The organism is Streptomyces sp. NPDC025651, from assembly GCF_055558735.1.
In genome coordinates, this window is the sequence record NZ_JBVHLZ010000010.1 from 391,188 (window position 1) to 405,645 (window position 14,458).

The 14,458-nt window shown below is 73.1% G+C and carries 11 protein-coding genes; 7 read left to right on the top strand and 4 right to left on the bottom strand.

Going from position 1 to position 14,458, the window contains the following annotated elements; translation table 11 throughout:
* Positions 1 to 18 precede the first annotated feature (18 nt).
* Positions 19 to 1,101 carry a mannose-1-phosphate guanylyltransferase gene (gene manB, locus ACZ4D5_RS32400; RefSeq protein ID WP_467776010.1) on the top strand — a complete coding sequence of 361 codons (1,083 nt, stop codon included), beginning with the start codon at positions 19 to 21 and terminating at the stop codon, positions 1,099 to 1,101.
* Between the two features lie 39 nt (positions 1,102 to 1,140).
* A complete protein-coding gene (locus ACZ4D5_RS32405; protein WP_467776011.1) occupies positions 1,141 to 2,145 on the top strand; it encodes a DNA-3-methyladenine glycosylase family protein in 1,005 nt (334 codons plus the stop codon).
* A gap of 172 nt (positions 2,146 to 2,317) precedes the next feature.
* Here the strand turns inward: ACZ4D5_RS32405 and ACZ4D5_RS32410 are convergent, their stop codons facing one another.
* From ACZ4D5_RS32410 to ACZ4D5_RS32420, 3 genes are read right to left on the bottom strand one after another with little or no spacing between them, the layout of a single operon-like run.
* The gene (locus ACZ4D5_RS32410; RefSeq protein WP_467776012.1) at positions 2,318 to 3,619 is read right to left on the bottom strand and encodes a coenzyme F420-0:L-glutamate ligase; all 1,302 of its coding nucleotides are present in this window, start codon (positions 3,617 to 3,619) and stop codon (positions 2,318 to 2,320) included.
* A complete protein-coding gene (gene cofD, locus ACZ4D5_RS32415; RefSeq protein WP_467776013.1) occupies positions 3,616 to 4,572 on the bottom strand; it encodes a 2-phospho-L-lactate transferase in 957 nt (318 codons plus the stop codon). The genes ACZ4D5_RS32410 and cofD overlap by 4 nt, the downstream gene beginning before the upstream one ends.
* A gap of 33 nt (positions 4,573 to 4,605) precedes the next feature.
* Positions 4,606 to 5,121: a cysteine dioxygenase gene (locus ACZ4D5_RS32420; RefSeq protein ID WP_467776014.1), complete on the bottom strand. Its 516-nt coding sequence runs from the start codon at positions 5,119 to 5,121 to the stop codon at positions 4,606 to 4,608.
* A gap of 626 nt (positions 5,122 to 5,747) precedes the next feature.
* Here ACZ4D5_RS32420 and ACZ4D5_RS32425 point away from each other — a divergent pair.
* The 3 genes from ACZ4D5_RS32425 (at position 5,748) to ACZ4D5_RS32435 (ending at position 11,469) form a co-directional block, all read left to right on the top strand.
* On the top strand, positions 5,748 to 6,011 hold the full coding sequence (locus tag ACZ4D5_RS32425) for a WhiB family transcriptional regulator (RefSeq protein ID WP_016642094.1): 264 nt from the start codon (positions 5,748 to 5,750) through the stop codon (positions 6,009 to 6,011).
* Between the two features lie 284 nt (positions 6,012 to 6,295).
* Entirely contained in the window at positions 6,296 to 9,979 is a 3,684-nt protein-coding gene (locus ACZ4D5_RS32430) for a glycosyltransferase family 2 protein (RefSeq protein WP_467776015.1), read from the top strand.
* Positions 9,976 to 11,469, top strand: a complete 1,494-nt coding sequence (locus ACZ4D5_RS32435; RefSeq protein ID WP_467776016.1) for a DUF5719 family protein — start codon at positions 9,976 to 9,978, stop codon at positions 11,467 to 11,469. Before ACZ4D5_RS32430 ends, ACZ4D5_RS32435 begins: the two co-directional genes overlap by 4 nt.
* A gap of 39 nt (positions 11,470 to 11,508) precedes the next feature.
* On the opposite strand, the gene ACZ4D5_RS32440 is transcribed toward ACZ4D5_RS32435, so the two are convergent.
* On the bottom strand, positions 11,509 to 11,970 hold the full coding sequence (locus tag ACZ4D5_RS32440) for a metallopeptidase family protein (RefSeq protein WP_362340431.1): 462 nt from the start codon (positions 11,968 to 11,970) through the stop codon (positions 11,509 to 11,511).
* Positions 11,971 to 12,232: 262 nt separating this feature from the next.
* On the opposite strand from ACZ4D5_RS32440, the gene ACZ4D5_RS32445 reads away from it, so the two are divergent.
* Positions 12,233 to 12,658: a DUF3499 domain-containing protein gene (locus ACZ4D5_RS32445; RefSeq protein WP_467776017.1), complete on the top strand. Its 426-nt coding sequence runs from the start codon at positions 12,233 to 12,235 to the stop codon at positions 12,656 to 12,658.
* 151 nt (positions 12,659 to 12,809) lie between these two features.
* On the top strand, positions 12,810 to 14,426 hold the full coding sequence (locus tag ACZ4D5_RS32450; RefSeq protein ID WP_467776018.1) for an L-lactate permease: 1,617 nt from the start codon (positions 12,810 to 12,812) through the stop codon (positions 14,424 to 14,426).
* Positions 14,427 to 14,458: the final 32 nt, after the last annotated feature.

Genomic DNA, 14,458 nt, shown 5'->3' on the forward strand with positions numbered 1-14,458 from the left:
AGGAAGCAGAGACGACAGGTGACAGAAGCGATCCTCCTGGTCGGCGGCAAGGGAACCCGGCTGCGACCGCTCACGGTCCACACTCCCAAGCCGATGGTCCCGGCGGCCGGCGTCCCGTTCCTCACCCACCAGCTGGCGCGGGCCCGCGCGGCGGGCGTGGAACACATCGTCCTCGCCACCTCCTACCTCGCCGAGGTCTTCGAGCCGTACTTCGGCGACGGCTCGGCGCTCGGCCTCCACATCGAGTACGTCACGGAGACCGAACCCCTCGGCACGGGCGGCGCCATCCGCAACGTGGCATCGCGCCTGCACTCGGCCCCCGACGAGCCGGTCCTGATCTTCAACGGCGACATCCTCACGGGCCTGGACATCCGCGCCCTGGTCGACACCCACGAGGCGGCGGGCGCGGACGTCTCCCTGCACCTCACGAAGGTCGACGACCCGCGCGCCTACGGCCTGGTCCCCACCGACGCGACCGGCAGGGTCACGGCGTTCCTGGAGAAGCCGCAGACCCCCGAGGAGATCGTCACCGACCAGATCAACGCGGGCGCGTACGTCTTCCGGCGCTCGGTCATCGACACGATCCCCGCGGGCCGCCCGGTCTCCGTCGAGCGCGAGACGTTCCCCGGCCTGCTCGCCTCCGGCGCCCACCTCCAGGGCATGGTCGACTCCACGTACTGGCTGGACCTGGGCACGCCCCAGGCCTTCGTGCGCGGCTCGGCGGACCTGGTCCTCGGCCGTGCCCCGTCCCCGGCGGTCCCCGGCCGCTGCGGCGACCGCCTGGTGCTGCCCAGCGCCTCCGTGGCCGCCGACGCCAAGCTCACCGGCGGCACGGTGGTCGGCGAGAACGCGCGCGTCGGCGAGGGCGCGCGGATCTCCGGCAGCACGATCCTGTCCGGCGCGGTCATCGAGCCGGGCACGGTGATCACGGACTCCCTGATCGGCGCGGGCGCGCGGATCGGCGCCCGCTCGGCGCTCTCGGGAGCGGTGGTCGGCGACGGCGCGACCGTGGGCCCCGACAACGAACTGCGCGAGGGCGTACGCGTCTGGTGCGAGGCCACGCTGCCCGCGGGCGCGGTCCGGTTCTCCTCCGACCAGTAGGCACCCCGCAGGGGACGCGCGTCCCCTACTCTCGTACGAATGTCGTCCCGTTTCGCCCCGCGCCCCACCCGCACCACCGTGCGCGGCGGCGAAGCGGCCGTACCCGCGGGCGTCCCGCGCCCCTCGACGGCCGCGCACACCCGCAGCTGGCGGCCGCCTTACCCCGTGGACCTGGGCCTCACCCTCGGCCCGCTGCGCCGCGGCCCCGCGGACCCCACCTTCCGCACGACACCCGACGGCTCGGTCTGGCGCGCGAGCCGCACGCCGGACGGGCCCGGCACGCTTCGGGTCGCCCTGCGCGCGGGCACGGTCGAGGCCGAGGCGTGGGGCCGGGGCGGACCCTGGCTCCTGGACCAACTCCCGGCCCTCTTGGGCGAGTCGGACGATCCCGGGGCCTTCTCGCCCCGCCACCGCCTGGTCGCCGCGACCGAGCGCCGCCGCCGGGGCCTGCGTCTGACGCGCACGTCGCTGGTCCTGGAGTCGCTGATCCCGTCGATCCTGGAACAGAAGGTCACGACGGACGAGGCGTACCGCGCCTGGCGCCTCCTGGTTCGCGCGTACGGCGAACCGGCCCCGGGCCCGACCCCCGCCGAGGCCCGCATGCACGTCATGCCGGACCCCCGCGCCTGGTCCCTCATCCCCTCCTGGGAGTGGCACAAGGCGGGCGTGGACGACAAGCGGGCGTCCACGATCCTGCGGGCGGTGGCGCGGGCCTCCCGGATGGAGGAAGCGGCGTCGATGGAGCCGCTCCAGGCCCAGGCCCGCCTGGAGCTGATCCCGGGCATCGGCCCCTGGACCTCGGCGGAAACGGTCCAGCGCAGCAACGGCGCCCCCGACGCGGTGACGGTCGGCGACCTCCACCTGCCGGGCATCGTCGGCTACGCCCTCGCGGACAACCGCCGAGCGGACGACACGGAAATGCTGCGCCTGCTGACCCCCTACGAGGGCCAACGCCACAGAGCGGCCCGCCTGATCCTCCTGAGCGGCAGAACACCCCCACGCAGGGAACCGCGCATGCCGAGGGGGAACATCGGGGCGTTGTGAGCGCCCCGAAGGGGCGCGGGGCCGTGGCATATGCGGCTCTGCCGCGTGGGCGCGACCACCCGCCCCTTTCAGGGGCGCGGGGAGCTGCGCGACAAGCCCCCACAACCCGCACGCGAGGAACGACCTTTCAAGGGGCGCGGGGAACTGCGCAAAATCCCCGCCCCCCGAAGGGCTACCGCACGGCGACAAAGTCCTCCACGGACCGCTCACCCCGAGCGGGAGGCTCACCCGCCGGATGCCCCACGGCCACCGCCCCCATCGGATCCCAGGACTCCGGCAGCCCCAGAACCTCCCGCACGACATCCCGGCAGAACATCGTCGAAGAAACCCAGGCGGACCCGAGCCGCTCCCCGGCCAACGCCACCAGGAAGTTCTGCACCCCCGCCCCGGCCGCCACCACGAACATCTCCCGCTCGGCCGCATCCCGCCGGGCATCCCCGTACGTGTGCGAGCCGTCCATGACCAGGCACGGCACCACCAGATAGGGCGCCTTGCGCAGCACGTCCCCGCGCCGCACCCGCTTGGCGATGGACTCCTGCGACTTCCCGTCCCGCCGGAGGTCGGCGACCCACGCGTCCCGCATGGCGTCGAGCAGCTCGACCCGCGAGGCCTCGGACTCCAGGAGCACGAACCGCCACGGCGTCGTGTGGTGCGGCGCGGGCGCCGTGACGGCCGCGGCCACGGCCCGCCGCACGGCCCCGGGGTCGACCTCCCCGTCGGTGAACTCCCGCACGGTCCGCCGCTGCGTCACCGCTTCCCGCACCGCTTCGGACGTCCCGAGCCGGAACATGTCGTCGCGCGCGCCGCGCACCATCGCCCGCGCCCCTTCGTCGGGCCCCGCCCCCACGACGTGAGGCAGCCCGCGGACCACCGCGACGGGCAGCCCCGCGGCCTTCCCCTTCACGAGGTCCCCCGCGGCGGCGAGTTCGTCCGCGGTGGCGACGACGGTCGCGCTCAGCGGATTCCCGTACGCGTCCACGCCGCCCCGCAGGTCGTCGAGGACCCGCACCCCGGCCGCCCCGATGGCGACGTCGGTGAGCCCGGAGCGCCAGGGCCGCCCGAAGGTGTCGGTGACGACGACGCCGACGTCCACGCCCAGCGCCTCCCGCACCCCCTCCCGTACGGCACGGGCCGAGGCGTCAGGGTCCTCGGGCAGCAACAGCACGGTCCCGGAAGGCGTGTTGGAGGCGTCGACACCGGCGGCGGCCATCACGAGCCCCTGCCGGTTCTCCACGATGCGCAGGGTCCCGCGCCGCGCCACGACCCGCACGGTCTCGGCGTCGATGGCGGCCTCGCGGTCGTCGGCCCGCACGACACGCCCCTCCGCCTTGCTGACGATCTTGGACGTGACGAGGAGTACGTCGCCGTCGGCGAGGCCCGGCTCGGCGGCCGCGATCAGCTTGGCGAGGTCGTCGCCCTCCCGGACCTCGGGCAGCCCGGGGACGGCCCACGCCGTGAAGGAGGGGGCGGTCATGCCCGTACCTCCGAGGCGAGCGCGAGCGCCTCGCGCGCCATCTCGGCGGTGGCGTCGACGTCGGTCATCATCAGCGGCACGGCCCGGCACCGGATCCCGGCGCTCTCGACCCGCTCCACCACGCCCGCGTCGACGCTGTCGACGAGCCAGCCGTCGAGGAGCCCGCTGCCGTAGTGCTCGGCGACGGCGGCGGCGCTGGTCTCGACGCCGACGGCGGCGAGCACCTTGTCGGCCATGCCGCGCACGGGGGAGTCCCCGACGATGGGGGAGAGCCCGACCACCGGCACGCCGGCCTCGGCGATGGCCTCGCGGATGCCGGGCACGGCGAGGATGGTGCCGACGCTCACGACGGGGTTGGACGGCGGGAAGAGCACGACGTCGGCATCGGCGATGGCTTCCAGGACGCCGGGCGCGGGCTTGGCCTGCTCGGCGCCGACGGGCACGACGGCGTGGGCGTCCACGGAGGCGCGCAGCCGCACCCAGTACTCCTGGAAGTGCACGGCCTTCTGCTCGCCGTCGATCGTGACGGCGACGTGCGTCTCGACGCGGTCGTCGGACATGGGGATGAGCCGCACCCCGGGCTGCCACCGCTCGCACAGCGCCTGCGTGACGGCGCTGAGCGGATATCCGGCGCCGAGCATCTGCGTCCGCACGATGTGCGTGGCGAAGTCCCGGTCGCCGAGCCCGAACCACTCGGGTCCGACGCCGTACGCCGCGAGCTCTTCCTTGACCTTGAACGTCTCGTCCGTACGTCCCCAGCCCTGCTCTTCGTTGATGCCGCCGCCCAGCGTGTACATCACGGTGTCCAGGTCGGGACAGACCTTCAACCCGAACAAGTGAATGTCGTCACCGGTGTTGCCGATGACCGTGATGTCCGCGTCGGGCGCGGCCTTCTTGAGTCCACGGAGGAAACGGGCGCCGCCGATGCCGCCGGCCAGAACCACAATGCGCATGTCCCCAGCATGTCAGGCGGGTACGACAGCGTGTCAGGCGGTTACGACATCCTCCGCGGCGCCTTCGGCGGCGACGGTGGCGCACTGGGCGGAGCGCATCGGCATCTCGGTCAGGCCCGGGTAGTAGATGTGCAGGCTGACGGCCGGTTCGAGGGAGTCGTTGACGACGTCGTGGGCGTACCCGGAGGCGAAGACGCGCTGCGCGCCCGCTCCGAGCGCCCGCGCGCCGCGCTCCGTGCGCTCGGTCAACTCGCCCTCCAGGACGGTGAGTACGCCGGAGGAGGGTCCGTGGTCGTGCAGCCCGCTGCCCTGTCCGGGCACCCAGGAGAGCAGCCAGACCTCGTACCCGGGGCCTGTTGTGAGGCGGTGGTACCAGCGGCTGGTGGCGTCGTACTGGACGAGGTGTTCCCACTGGGAGCGGTCGGCGGCGATGGAGCGGGCGAGGCCGACGAACTCGGCCACGGTGGCGGGGTGCTCGCGGGCGGGCTGCAGGAGGTGGGTGACCTCGAGGATGTCGCCGGCGATCTGGAGGTCGCTGTCGCTGTTCATCGTGCGGTGGTTCCTCAACGTAAGAGTGCTGGGGTGTCGCGAAGGATGGGTGGAGCGCGGTGAAGAGGGTGGAGCGAGGGAAGCGGCTCGGGGAGCCGGCTCAACAGCTGGAGGAACTCAACAGCTGGAGCAGGAACAGCAACAGCGCGCGTGGGCAGCACCGATGGACCCGCTGGTGCGGGTCATCGAAAGAGCCAGGTTCGCGAGCATGCCCACCAGGACACCGGCTCACACCTCTGGTGTCAACTTGATGTCCACAATGTGGGATATGTTTCACCTCATCCGGTTGTTCTCTCAGGCGAAAGGTTTGTGCACTCGCCGCACCGGACACATGGCGCAGCAACCGGCACTCAAACATCGACGTCCTTGCTTGTGAGGCCTCTTCGAGACCGCGTCGAGACCTCACAAGAAGGGGTGGTGCCGGACGGCCCCTCGCGAGTGTCACGGTTTATGCCGATTTGAACACTTTCCGCATAGCCTTGGTTCCGCAGAGTGAATAAGGGGCCCAATAGCAGATCTCGGCTTGACTGGCCCGGATCGGCACACTTGTAATTTCACTCGTGTCGTTCAGCCGAAATCGGTAACGGCAAGCACGACGGGGACGCACAGACAGACGAGGGGCGCACATGACCGAGCTGGTTCAGGAACTGCTGGTCGAGGACGCGGACGAGGAACTCGGCTGGCAGGAGCGCGCGCTGTGCGCCCAGACCGACCCCGAGTCCTTCTTCCCCGAGAAGGGCGGCTCCACGCGCGAGGCCAAGAAGGTCTGCCTCGCCTGCGAGGTCCGCTCGGAATGCCTTGAGTACGCACTGGCGAACGACGAACGCTTCGGCATCTGGGGCGGTCTGTCGGAGCGTGAACGACGGCGACTGAAGAAGGCGGCGGTCTGATCCCGACCGCCACGCGCACGCACCACGCGTGCGTGTAGGTACGAGAACGCGCGTGCGTGAAGCGGCACGCGGCAGCCGACCCCGACGGTGTGCGCCGCCCGACCAATTCGGCACACACCTCCCTCAAACAATGCGCAACCAACGGCCCGTCGCCCATGGGTTATCCACAGGCGGCGGGCCGTACTGGTGCCAGCCGTTAGTGTGGGGCCCCGTCCGAGACGCCCCCGTGCCCCCGCAGGGCGCAGGCGTCCACCGCAGTCCATCGAACCGGGGCCCGTACCTCGATGTCCGTGCACAGCCATTCGGCAGCCAGCCACCACGACGCTGCCGCCGCCGGGTTCGACCCGACCCGCCCGCCCGAGTTTCCGCGGCACGTCGTGACCGCCGTCCTCGTCTCCCACGACGGCGCCCGCTGGCTGCCCGACGCCCTGGCGGGGCTGCTCGGCCAGGAGCGGCCCGTGCAGAACGCCGTGGCCGCGGACACCGGCAGCGCGGACGACTCCGCCCGCCTGGTCACCGAGGCCCTCGGTCCCGACCGCGTGCTGCACCTCGCCCGGCGCTCCGGCTTCGGCACCGCCGTCGACGAGGCCGTCCGCACCGCCGGCGTGCTGACCCCCGAAGAGCTGCCGTACCTCAAGCGTCCCAGCGGCTGGGACCCGGTGAGCCGGACCTGGCGCGACGACGCGTACGACATGCCGGACCTGCCGCACGGCGAACCCGTGCAGTGGCTCTGGCTGTTGCACGACGACTGCGCGCCCGACCCCGACGCCCTCGCCGAACTCCTGCGCGTCGTCGAGAACGAACGCGAGCTCGGCAAGGACGTCGCCGTCGTGGGGCCCAAGCTCCGCGGCTGGTACGACCGCAGGCAGCTCCTCGAAGTCGGCGTCTCCATCGCCAACAGCGGCCGCCGCTGGACCGGCCTCGACCGGCGCGAGCAGGACCAGGGCCAGCACGACCACGTACGGCCCGTGCTCTCCGTGTCCACCGCGGGCATGCTGATCCGGCGCGACGTCTACGAACAGCTGGGCGGCTTCGACCGCCGGCTGCCGCTGATGCGCGACGACGTCGACCTGTGCTGGCGCGCGCACGCCGCGGGGCACCGCGTCCTCGTCGCCCCCGACGCCGTCGTGCGGCACGCCGAGGCCTCCTCGCGCGAGCGCCGCACCGTCGACTGCGTCGGCCGCACCTCGACCTCGCCGCACCGCGTCGACAAGGCGGGCGCCACCTACACCCTGCTCGTCAACGCCCGTACGGCCGTGCTGCCCTGGGTGTTCTTCCGGGTGGTCGTCGGCACGCTCCTGCGCACCGTCGCCTATCTCGTCGGCAAGGCGCCCGGCCAGGCCCTCGACGAGATCGCCGGTCTCCTGGCGACGCTGCTGCGCCCCGGGCGGATCCTCGGTGCCCGCAAGACGCGCGGCAAGCCGGCCATAGACGCGGGTGAGATGCGGCCGCTCTTCCCGCCGCCCGGCGCCACCGTGCGCGCCACCGTCGAGCAGGCGGCGGGCAGCCTCGTCGGCCGCTCCGACGCCGAGGCCCCCGCGGGCGCGGGACGCCACGGCGCCGTCGAGTCGGGACCCGGCGGCGACGACGCGGACTTCCTGGAGATCGAGCAGTTCGCCCGGCTCAAGCGCATCGCCCGCAAGCCGGGACCGATGCTCTTCGTAGTGCTGCTCTTCGCCGCGCTCATCGCCTGCCGCGCGCTGCTCGGCACCGGTGCGCTCGCGGGCGGCGCGCTGCTGCCCGCACCGGCCGACTCCTCGGAGCTGTGGTCCCGCTACCTGGACGGCTGGCATCCCGTCGGCACCGGCGGCACGCAGTCCGCGCCGCCCTACCTCGCGCTCGTCGCGGGTCTGTCCTCGCTGTTCTTCGGCTCCACCGGGCTCGCGGTCACCGTGCTGCTCGTCGGCTCCGTGCCGCTGGCGGGATTCGCCGCGTACTTCGCCTCCCGGCCGCTGGTCCCCTCGCGCCTGCTGCGCGCGTGGGCGTCGGTCGCGTACGCCTTCCTGCCCGCCGCCACGGGCGCGCTCGCGGGCGGCCGCATCGGCACCGCGGTCCTCGCGGTCCTGCTGCCGCTCATCGCGCGCGCGGGTATCGCGGCGAGCGGCCTCGCCGCTCCGGAGGGCACCCGCGGGACATGGCGCGCGACATGGGCGTACGCCCTGCTGCTGACCCTCGCCACGGCCTTCACGCCGATCGTCTGGCCGATCGCCCTGGTGCTCGGCCTCGCCCTCCTCGTGGTGCGCCGCGGTGACATCACGGCCTACGCCCTTCGCTTCCTCGCCGCCCTCGGCACACCGCTGCTCGTCCTCGCGCCGTGGTCCCTGACGCTGCTGCCCTTCGGCTTCTTCAAGGAAGCGGGCCTGGAGTTCGGCTCGGGCTCGGCGACCGCGCTCGACCTGCTCGGCGCGAGCCCCGGCGGCCCCGGCACCGTGCACGGTCTGCTGCTCATCGGCATCGTGCTCGCCGCCCTCGGCGCCCTGCTGCGCGGCGAGCGGCAGGCGGCGATCCGCACCGCCTGGGCCGCGGCCCTGGTCTCGCTGGTCTTCGCGGTCCTGTCGAACGGCTCGGCATGGGCCGGACCCGCCACCCTCGGCTACGGCCTCGCGCTCCTCGCCGCCGCCACGCTCGGCGCCGACGGGGCACGCGCGCGTGTCGCCGAGCAGAGCTTCGGCTGGCGCCAGCCGGTGGCCGCGCTCATCGCGTTCGCCGCGGCGGCCGGGCCGCTCCTCGTGGCCGCCGGGTGGATGATCGGCGGCGCCGACGGACCTCTGGAGCGGCGCGATCCGGTGCAGGTGCCCGCGTTCGTCGCGGAGGAGAGCGGCACCGAGGACCAGGCCCGCACCCTCGTCCTCGCCGGCGATTCGGCGGCCAAGGTCTCCTACACGCTCGTACGGGGCTCGGGCGGCAGGCTCGGCGACGCGGAACTCGCGTCGGCGGCCGGTACGGACGAGCGGCTCGACAACATCGTCGCCAGGCTCGTCGCGGGCTCCGGCGCCGACCAGGCCGACCAGCTCGGCGGCTACGCGGTGCGCTACGTCCTCGTACGCGACGGGGCGCCCCGCCAGATGAGCCGCACCCTGGACGCCACCCCCGGCCTGACCCGGCTCAGCCAGGAGGACGGCAGCGCCCTGTGGCGCGTGGACCGCCAGGTGGCGCGCGCCGCGGTCGTCCCGAAGACCGGCGACCCCGAGCCCGTCGCGGCAGGACCCGTCGAGCTGCACACGAAGATCGAATCCGGCGACGAGGGTCGCGTGCTGCGGCTCGCCGACTCGGCCGACCCGGGCTGGACGGCTACCCTCGACGGCCGCCCGCTGACCCGCACCACGGTCGACGGCTGGGCGCAGGGCTTCGAACTGCCCACCGCGGGCGGCCACCTGGACGTCACCTTCGACGCACCGGTGGGCCACAAGGCCTGGCTGTGGGCGCAGGGCGCGCTCGCCGTCGTCCTCGTGGTGCTCGCCCTGCCGGGACGGCGCCGCGACGTCGACGACGACCTCCCCGAGGAGCCCGTCATCCCCGCCCAGGCGGTCGAGGGCGAGGGCCGCAGGGCGCGCAGGCTGCGGGCCCAGAGCGAGCAGGCCGCGCAGGAGGCGGGCCAGGACGTCCCGCCTCCTCCTTCGGAGGAGGGCCTTGCCGCGGTGCCGCAGCAGGCGCAGTCCTACGAGCAGTGGGAGGAGCCGGCCCACGCGGGCGCCGAGCACGGCGCGTACGGCGGCGAACAGCAGCACCAGGGCGGCGCCTATCCGTCCGGGGCCTACGAGCAGCAGCCGTACCAGGCGGACGCCTACCAGGGCGGCCAGTACGACCCGTACGCCTCCTACGGAGGAGCGGGCGGTGCCTACGGAGAGCAGCAGTACGGCCGGCCCTACGACACCTCGTACGACCAACAGCAGCCCCCGATGCCGCCGTTGCCCCCGCAGCCGCCCCACGGCACCGACAGTGAGCGCCCCGACGGGAGCCAGCAGTGAACCGCACCACCCAGTCCCTGATCGCCGTGGTCGTCGCGCTCGGCGCCGTCACCGGGTTCGCCGCGTTCAGCGGCCCGGACGGCACCGGTGACGACGGGGCGAAGGCCGCGGCGCGGCTGCCCGTCGAGCGCACCAGCCTGCTCTGCCCGGTGCCCAGCTCCTCCGACCTCGCCGAGACCTCGTACACCGCCTTCACGCCCAAGTCGGGCGGCGCCGGGACCAAGGGCAAGGCGGAACTGCTCCCCGTGAGCCGGGCGTTGACGGACGCGGCCAAGGAGGAGCACAAGAAGAACGCCAAGCCCTTCCTGACACAGAAGGCGCCGGGCGAGCCGGTGGCCGGCGAGGAGTCGGGCGCCGAGTCGCCCGCGCTCATCGGCACGGCCGACGGCCGGTTCGCCCCCGGCTGGACCGTGCAGCAGACCACGACGTACGCGGCGGGCAGCGGGCGCGGCGTCCAGGGCACCAACTGCACCGCGCCCGACACGGACTTCTGGTTCCCGGGCGCGAGCACCGCCAAGGACCGCAGCGACTACATCCATCTGACGAACCCGGACGACTCCGCGGCCGTCGTCGACGTGGAGCTCTTCGGCCCCGACGGCGAGGTCACGTCCGCGGTGGGCGACTCGATCCAGGTGCAGCCGCACTCCAGCGTCCCGGTGCTGCTGTCCACGCTCGCGGAGAAGCAGGCCGAGAACCTCACGATGCACGTGATCGTGCGCAGCGGTCGCGTCTCGGCCGCCGTGCAGTCCTCCGACGAGAAGCTGGGCGGCGACTGGCTGCCCGCGTCCACGGACCCCGACAGCAGCCTGGTCCTGCCCGGCATCCCCAAGGACGCCACCTCGGTGCGCCTGGTCGCCTTCGCGCCCGGCTCCGACGACGCGGACCTGAAGATCCAGCTGGCCTCGGCGACCGGCACGATCGTCCCGGCCGGGCACGAGAGCCTGCACGTGAAGTCGGGCATGACCGCCGCCGCCGACCTCGGCGACGTCACCAAGGGCGAGGCGGGATCGCTGCTCCTGACGCCGACGGACAAGTCGGTGCCGGTGGTGGCCGCGCTGCGCGTCACCCGCGGCGAGGGCAGCAAGCAGGAGACGGCGTTCATCCCGGCGACGAGCGCGGTGGGCACGCGCGCGACGGCCGCCGACAACCGCGCCAAGGGCTCCACGCTCTCCCTGGTCGCCCCGGGCAAGTCGGCGAAGGTGAAGGTCACGGCGTCGGCCGGCACCGAGGGCGGCTCACCGGCCTCGAAGACGTACACCGTCAAGGGCGGTACGACGCTGGCGATCACGGACCCGCCGGTGCCCGACGGACTCAAGGGCGCGTACGCACTCACGGTGGAGCCGGTGTCCGGCGGCGCCGTGTACGGCTCGCGGATGCTGTCCCTGCCGGAGGAGGGCATCCCCATGTTCACGATCCAGTCGCTGCCCGACGACGGGGGGACGGTCGCGGTGCCGGAGGCGGAGCGGGATCTGACGGTGCTGCAGAAGTAGGGCAGACCTCTTGGTGGGCTTTGGTGGGCTTTGGTGGGCTCAGTCCTCGTCCCCGTAGCGCGGGTCGACCGACTCCGGGGACAGGCCGAGCAGTTCGGCGACCTGCTCGACGACCACCTCGTGCACCAGCGCCGCGCGCTCGTCGCGCCCCTTGGTGCGGATCTCCACCGGGCGGCGGTAGATGACGACGCGGGCGGGCCGCCCCTCGGACGCCGTGATCGTGCCGCCGAGCGGCACCACCTCGTCGCGCCACTCCCCGTCGGGCCCGCCTGGACCGCCCAGGGGCGGCACCTCGAGGACCAGGAACTCGATCTCCGTGAGCTGCGGCCAGCGCCGCTCAAGGCGCTCCACCGAGTCCTGCACGAGGTCCGTGAAGGCCTCGGCACGGCTCGCGGAGAGCGGGACCTGGGGCGGCGCCACGGGGCCACGCATGCCTCGGCCGTGGCGGTCGCGGCGGCGGGGCCTCGGGTCTGCGGAGCGGGGCTGTACGGGGTCGTCCATCACTGACGAAGCGTAGTCCCCGAGATCGCCCTTTCCGCACGGTGCGCGGCATGTCGCTTCCTGACCATTCCGGCCAAGCTTGGACTCGATTCCGTATCTCTCCCAGACCGTCGATCTCGCGCCAAATGACGTGATTCGCGCCATGTGGTGACCGGATTCAACACCGCCCGTCCCTCTGGTCACCGGCGTCTGTGCAGGTCAACGCCTTGCCCTGACGGCGCGTCCGCGCGCGGAACACGGCACGACACGGTGGGGTGAGCTCGTGGAGAGTCGTCGCGGCCCGCTCAAGAGTGCGGTACCGTCCAACGTCGTGAGCCCTGTACGTCGCTGTTCGCGCACCGCTTGCGGCCGTCCCGCCGTCGCGACGCTGACGTACGTCTACGCCGACTCGACCGCGGTCCTCGGCCCCCTCGCCACCTACGCCGAACCCCACTGCTACGACCTGTGCGCCGAGCACTCCGAGCGCCTCACCGCCCCGCGCGGCTGGGAGGTCGTCCGGCTCGCCGACGCCTCGGGTCCCGCCCGGCCCTCCGGCGACGACCTCGAAGCGCTCGCCAACGCCGTGCGCGAGGCGGCCCGTCCGCAGGAGCGCGCCGCAGAGGCCGGCGGAGGCGGTGCCCGTGCGGCGGACCCGATGGAGGTCGCCCGCCGCGGCCACCTCCGGGTGCTGCGGTCGCCGGAGTCCTGAACGGCTTCTCTCCGTAGAACCCTGTCGTTCACTGCTGAACAGCTGAACAGCAGTTGCCTCACGCCCCATTGACGTGCGCTTGTTGCGGACACGACCATTCCCCCACTCGTGAGAGATCACTTTCCGCATCACGGAAACCGGGGAGCCGCCTGTGTTCACGCAGCAACTGGAGCCCGTGGCCGACTCGCTCGGCCTGTCCGCACTCGTCGCGACCCTGCCCCTCCTGACCGTCCTCGTCCTCCTCGGTGCCGTCCGCATGAAGGCGCACAGGGCGGGCCTCATCGGCCTCGCGGTCGCCGTCCTCGTCGCCTGGCTCGCGTACGGCATGCCGCTCGGCCAGACCGTCTCCAGCGCCGCGCAAGGGGCTCTCTTCGGGCTCTTCCCCATCCTGTGGATCGTCGTCAACGCCCTGTGGGTGTACCGCATGACGGTCCGCACCCGGCACTTCGACATCCTGCGCCGCTCCTTCGGACGGCTCTCCGACGACCCCCGCATCCAGGCGCTCGTCGTGGCCTTCTGCTTCGGAGCGCTCCTGGAGGCGCTCGCCGGGTTCGGGGCGCCCGTCGCGATCAGCGCGGTCATGCTCGTCGCCCTCGGCTTCGACCCCGTCCGTGCCGCCGTCGTCGCCCTGGTCGCCAACACCGCGCCCGTCGCCTTCGGGGCCATGGGCACACCGGTGGTGACGCTGGCTCAGGTGACGGGCCTTCCGCTGGACACCGTCGCCACGGTCGTCGGCCGCCAGACGCCGCTGCTCGCCCTGGTCGTGCCGCTGCTCCTGGTGGCCCTCGTGGACGGGCGGCGCGGGCTGCGCGAGACCTGGGTGCCCGCGCTCGTGTGCGGACTCGCCTTCGCCGTCGCGCAGTTCGCGGCCTCCAACTACGTCTCCGCCCAACTCGCCGACATCGGGGCGGCCCTGGCGGGCGCGGGTGCGCTGATGGCCGTGCCGCACGCGCGCAGGCCGGCCGCCGAGCCCGTCCGCGTCGCCGTGCTCACCGGTGCGCGCAGCGAGGACCTCGACCGCGACGACCCGCGCCCCGAAGTGCTGCGCGCCTACGCCCCGTACGCCCTCATCGTCGCCGTCTTCTCGCTCGCCCAGATCCCCGCCGTCAAGGACCTCCTCGCGAAGGCGACGCGCACCTTCGACTGGCCCTTCCTGAACGTCGGCGACCCCTCGGGGGACCCGGTCGGCGGCAACGTCTTCTCGCTTCCGCTGCTCGGCACCGGCGGAACCCTCGTCCTGCTCGCCGGAGCGGGCACGGCGGCGGTCATCGGGGTGCACGCGCGCGTAGCGGTGCGCGAATGGGCCGCCACGGTCCACGAGTTGCGCTTCGCGATCCTCACCGTGACCTCCGTGCTGGCTCTCGCGTACGTCATGAACCTCTCCGGACAGGCCGCCACGATCGGACACTACGTAGCCGCCGCCGGGGCCGGGCTCGCCTTCCTGTCGCCCGTGCTCGGCTGGTTCGGCGTGGCGGTGACGGGCTCCGACACCTCTGCCAACGCGCTTTTCGGCGCCCTGCAGGTGACGGCGGCTCAGCAGTCGGGGCTCTCGCCGGAACTCCTCGCGGCCGCCAACAGTTCGGGCGGCGTCCTCGGCAAGATGATCTCCCCGCAGAACCTGACGATCGCGTGCGCGGCCGTCGGGCTCGCGGGCAAGGAGGGCGATCTGCTGCGCAAGGTCCTGCCGTGGAGCCTCGGCCTGCTCCTGGTGATGTGCCTGATCGTCGTGGGGCAGAGCACGGCGGTCCTCGGCTGGATGCTGCCGTGAGACGACGGGATGCCGCCGCCGTGAGACGTCGG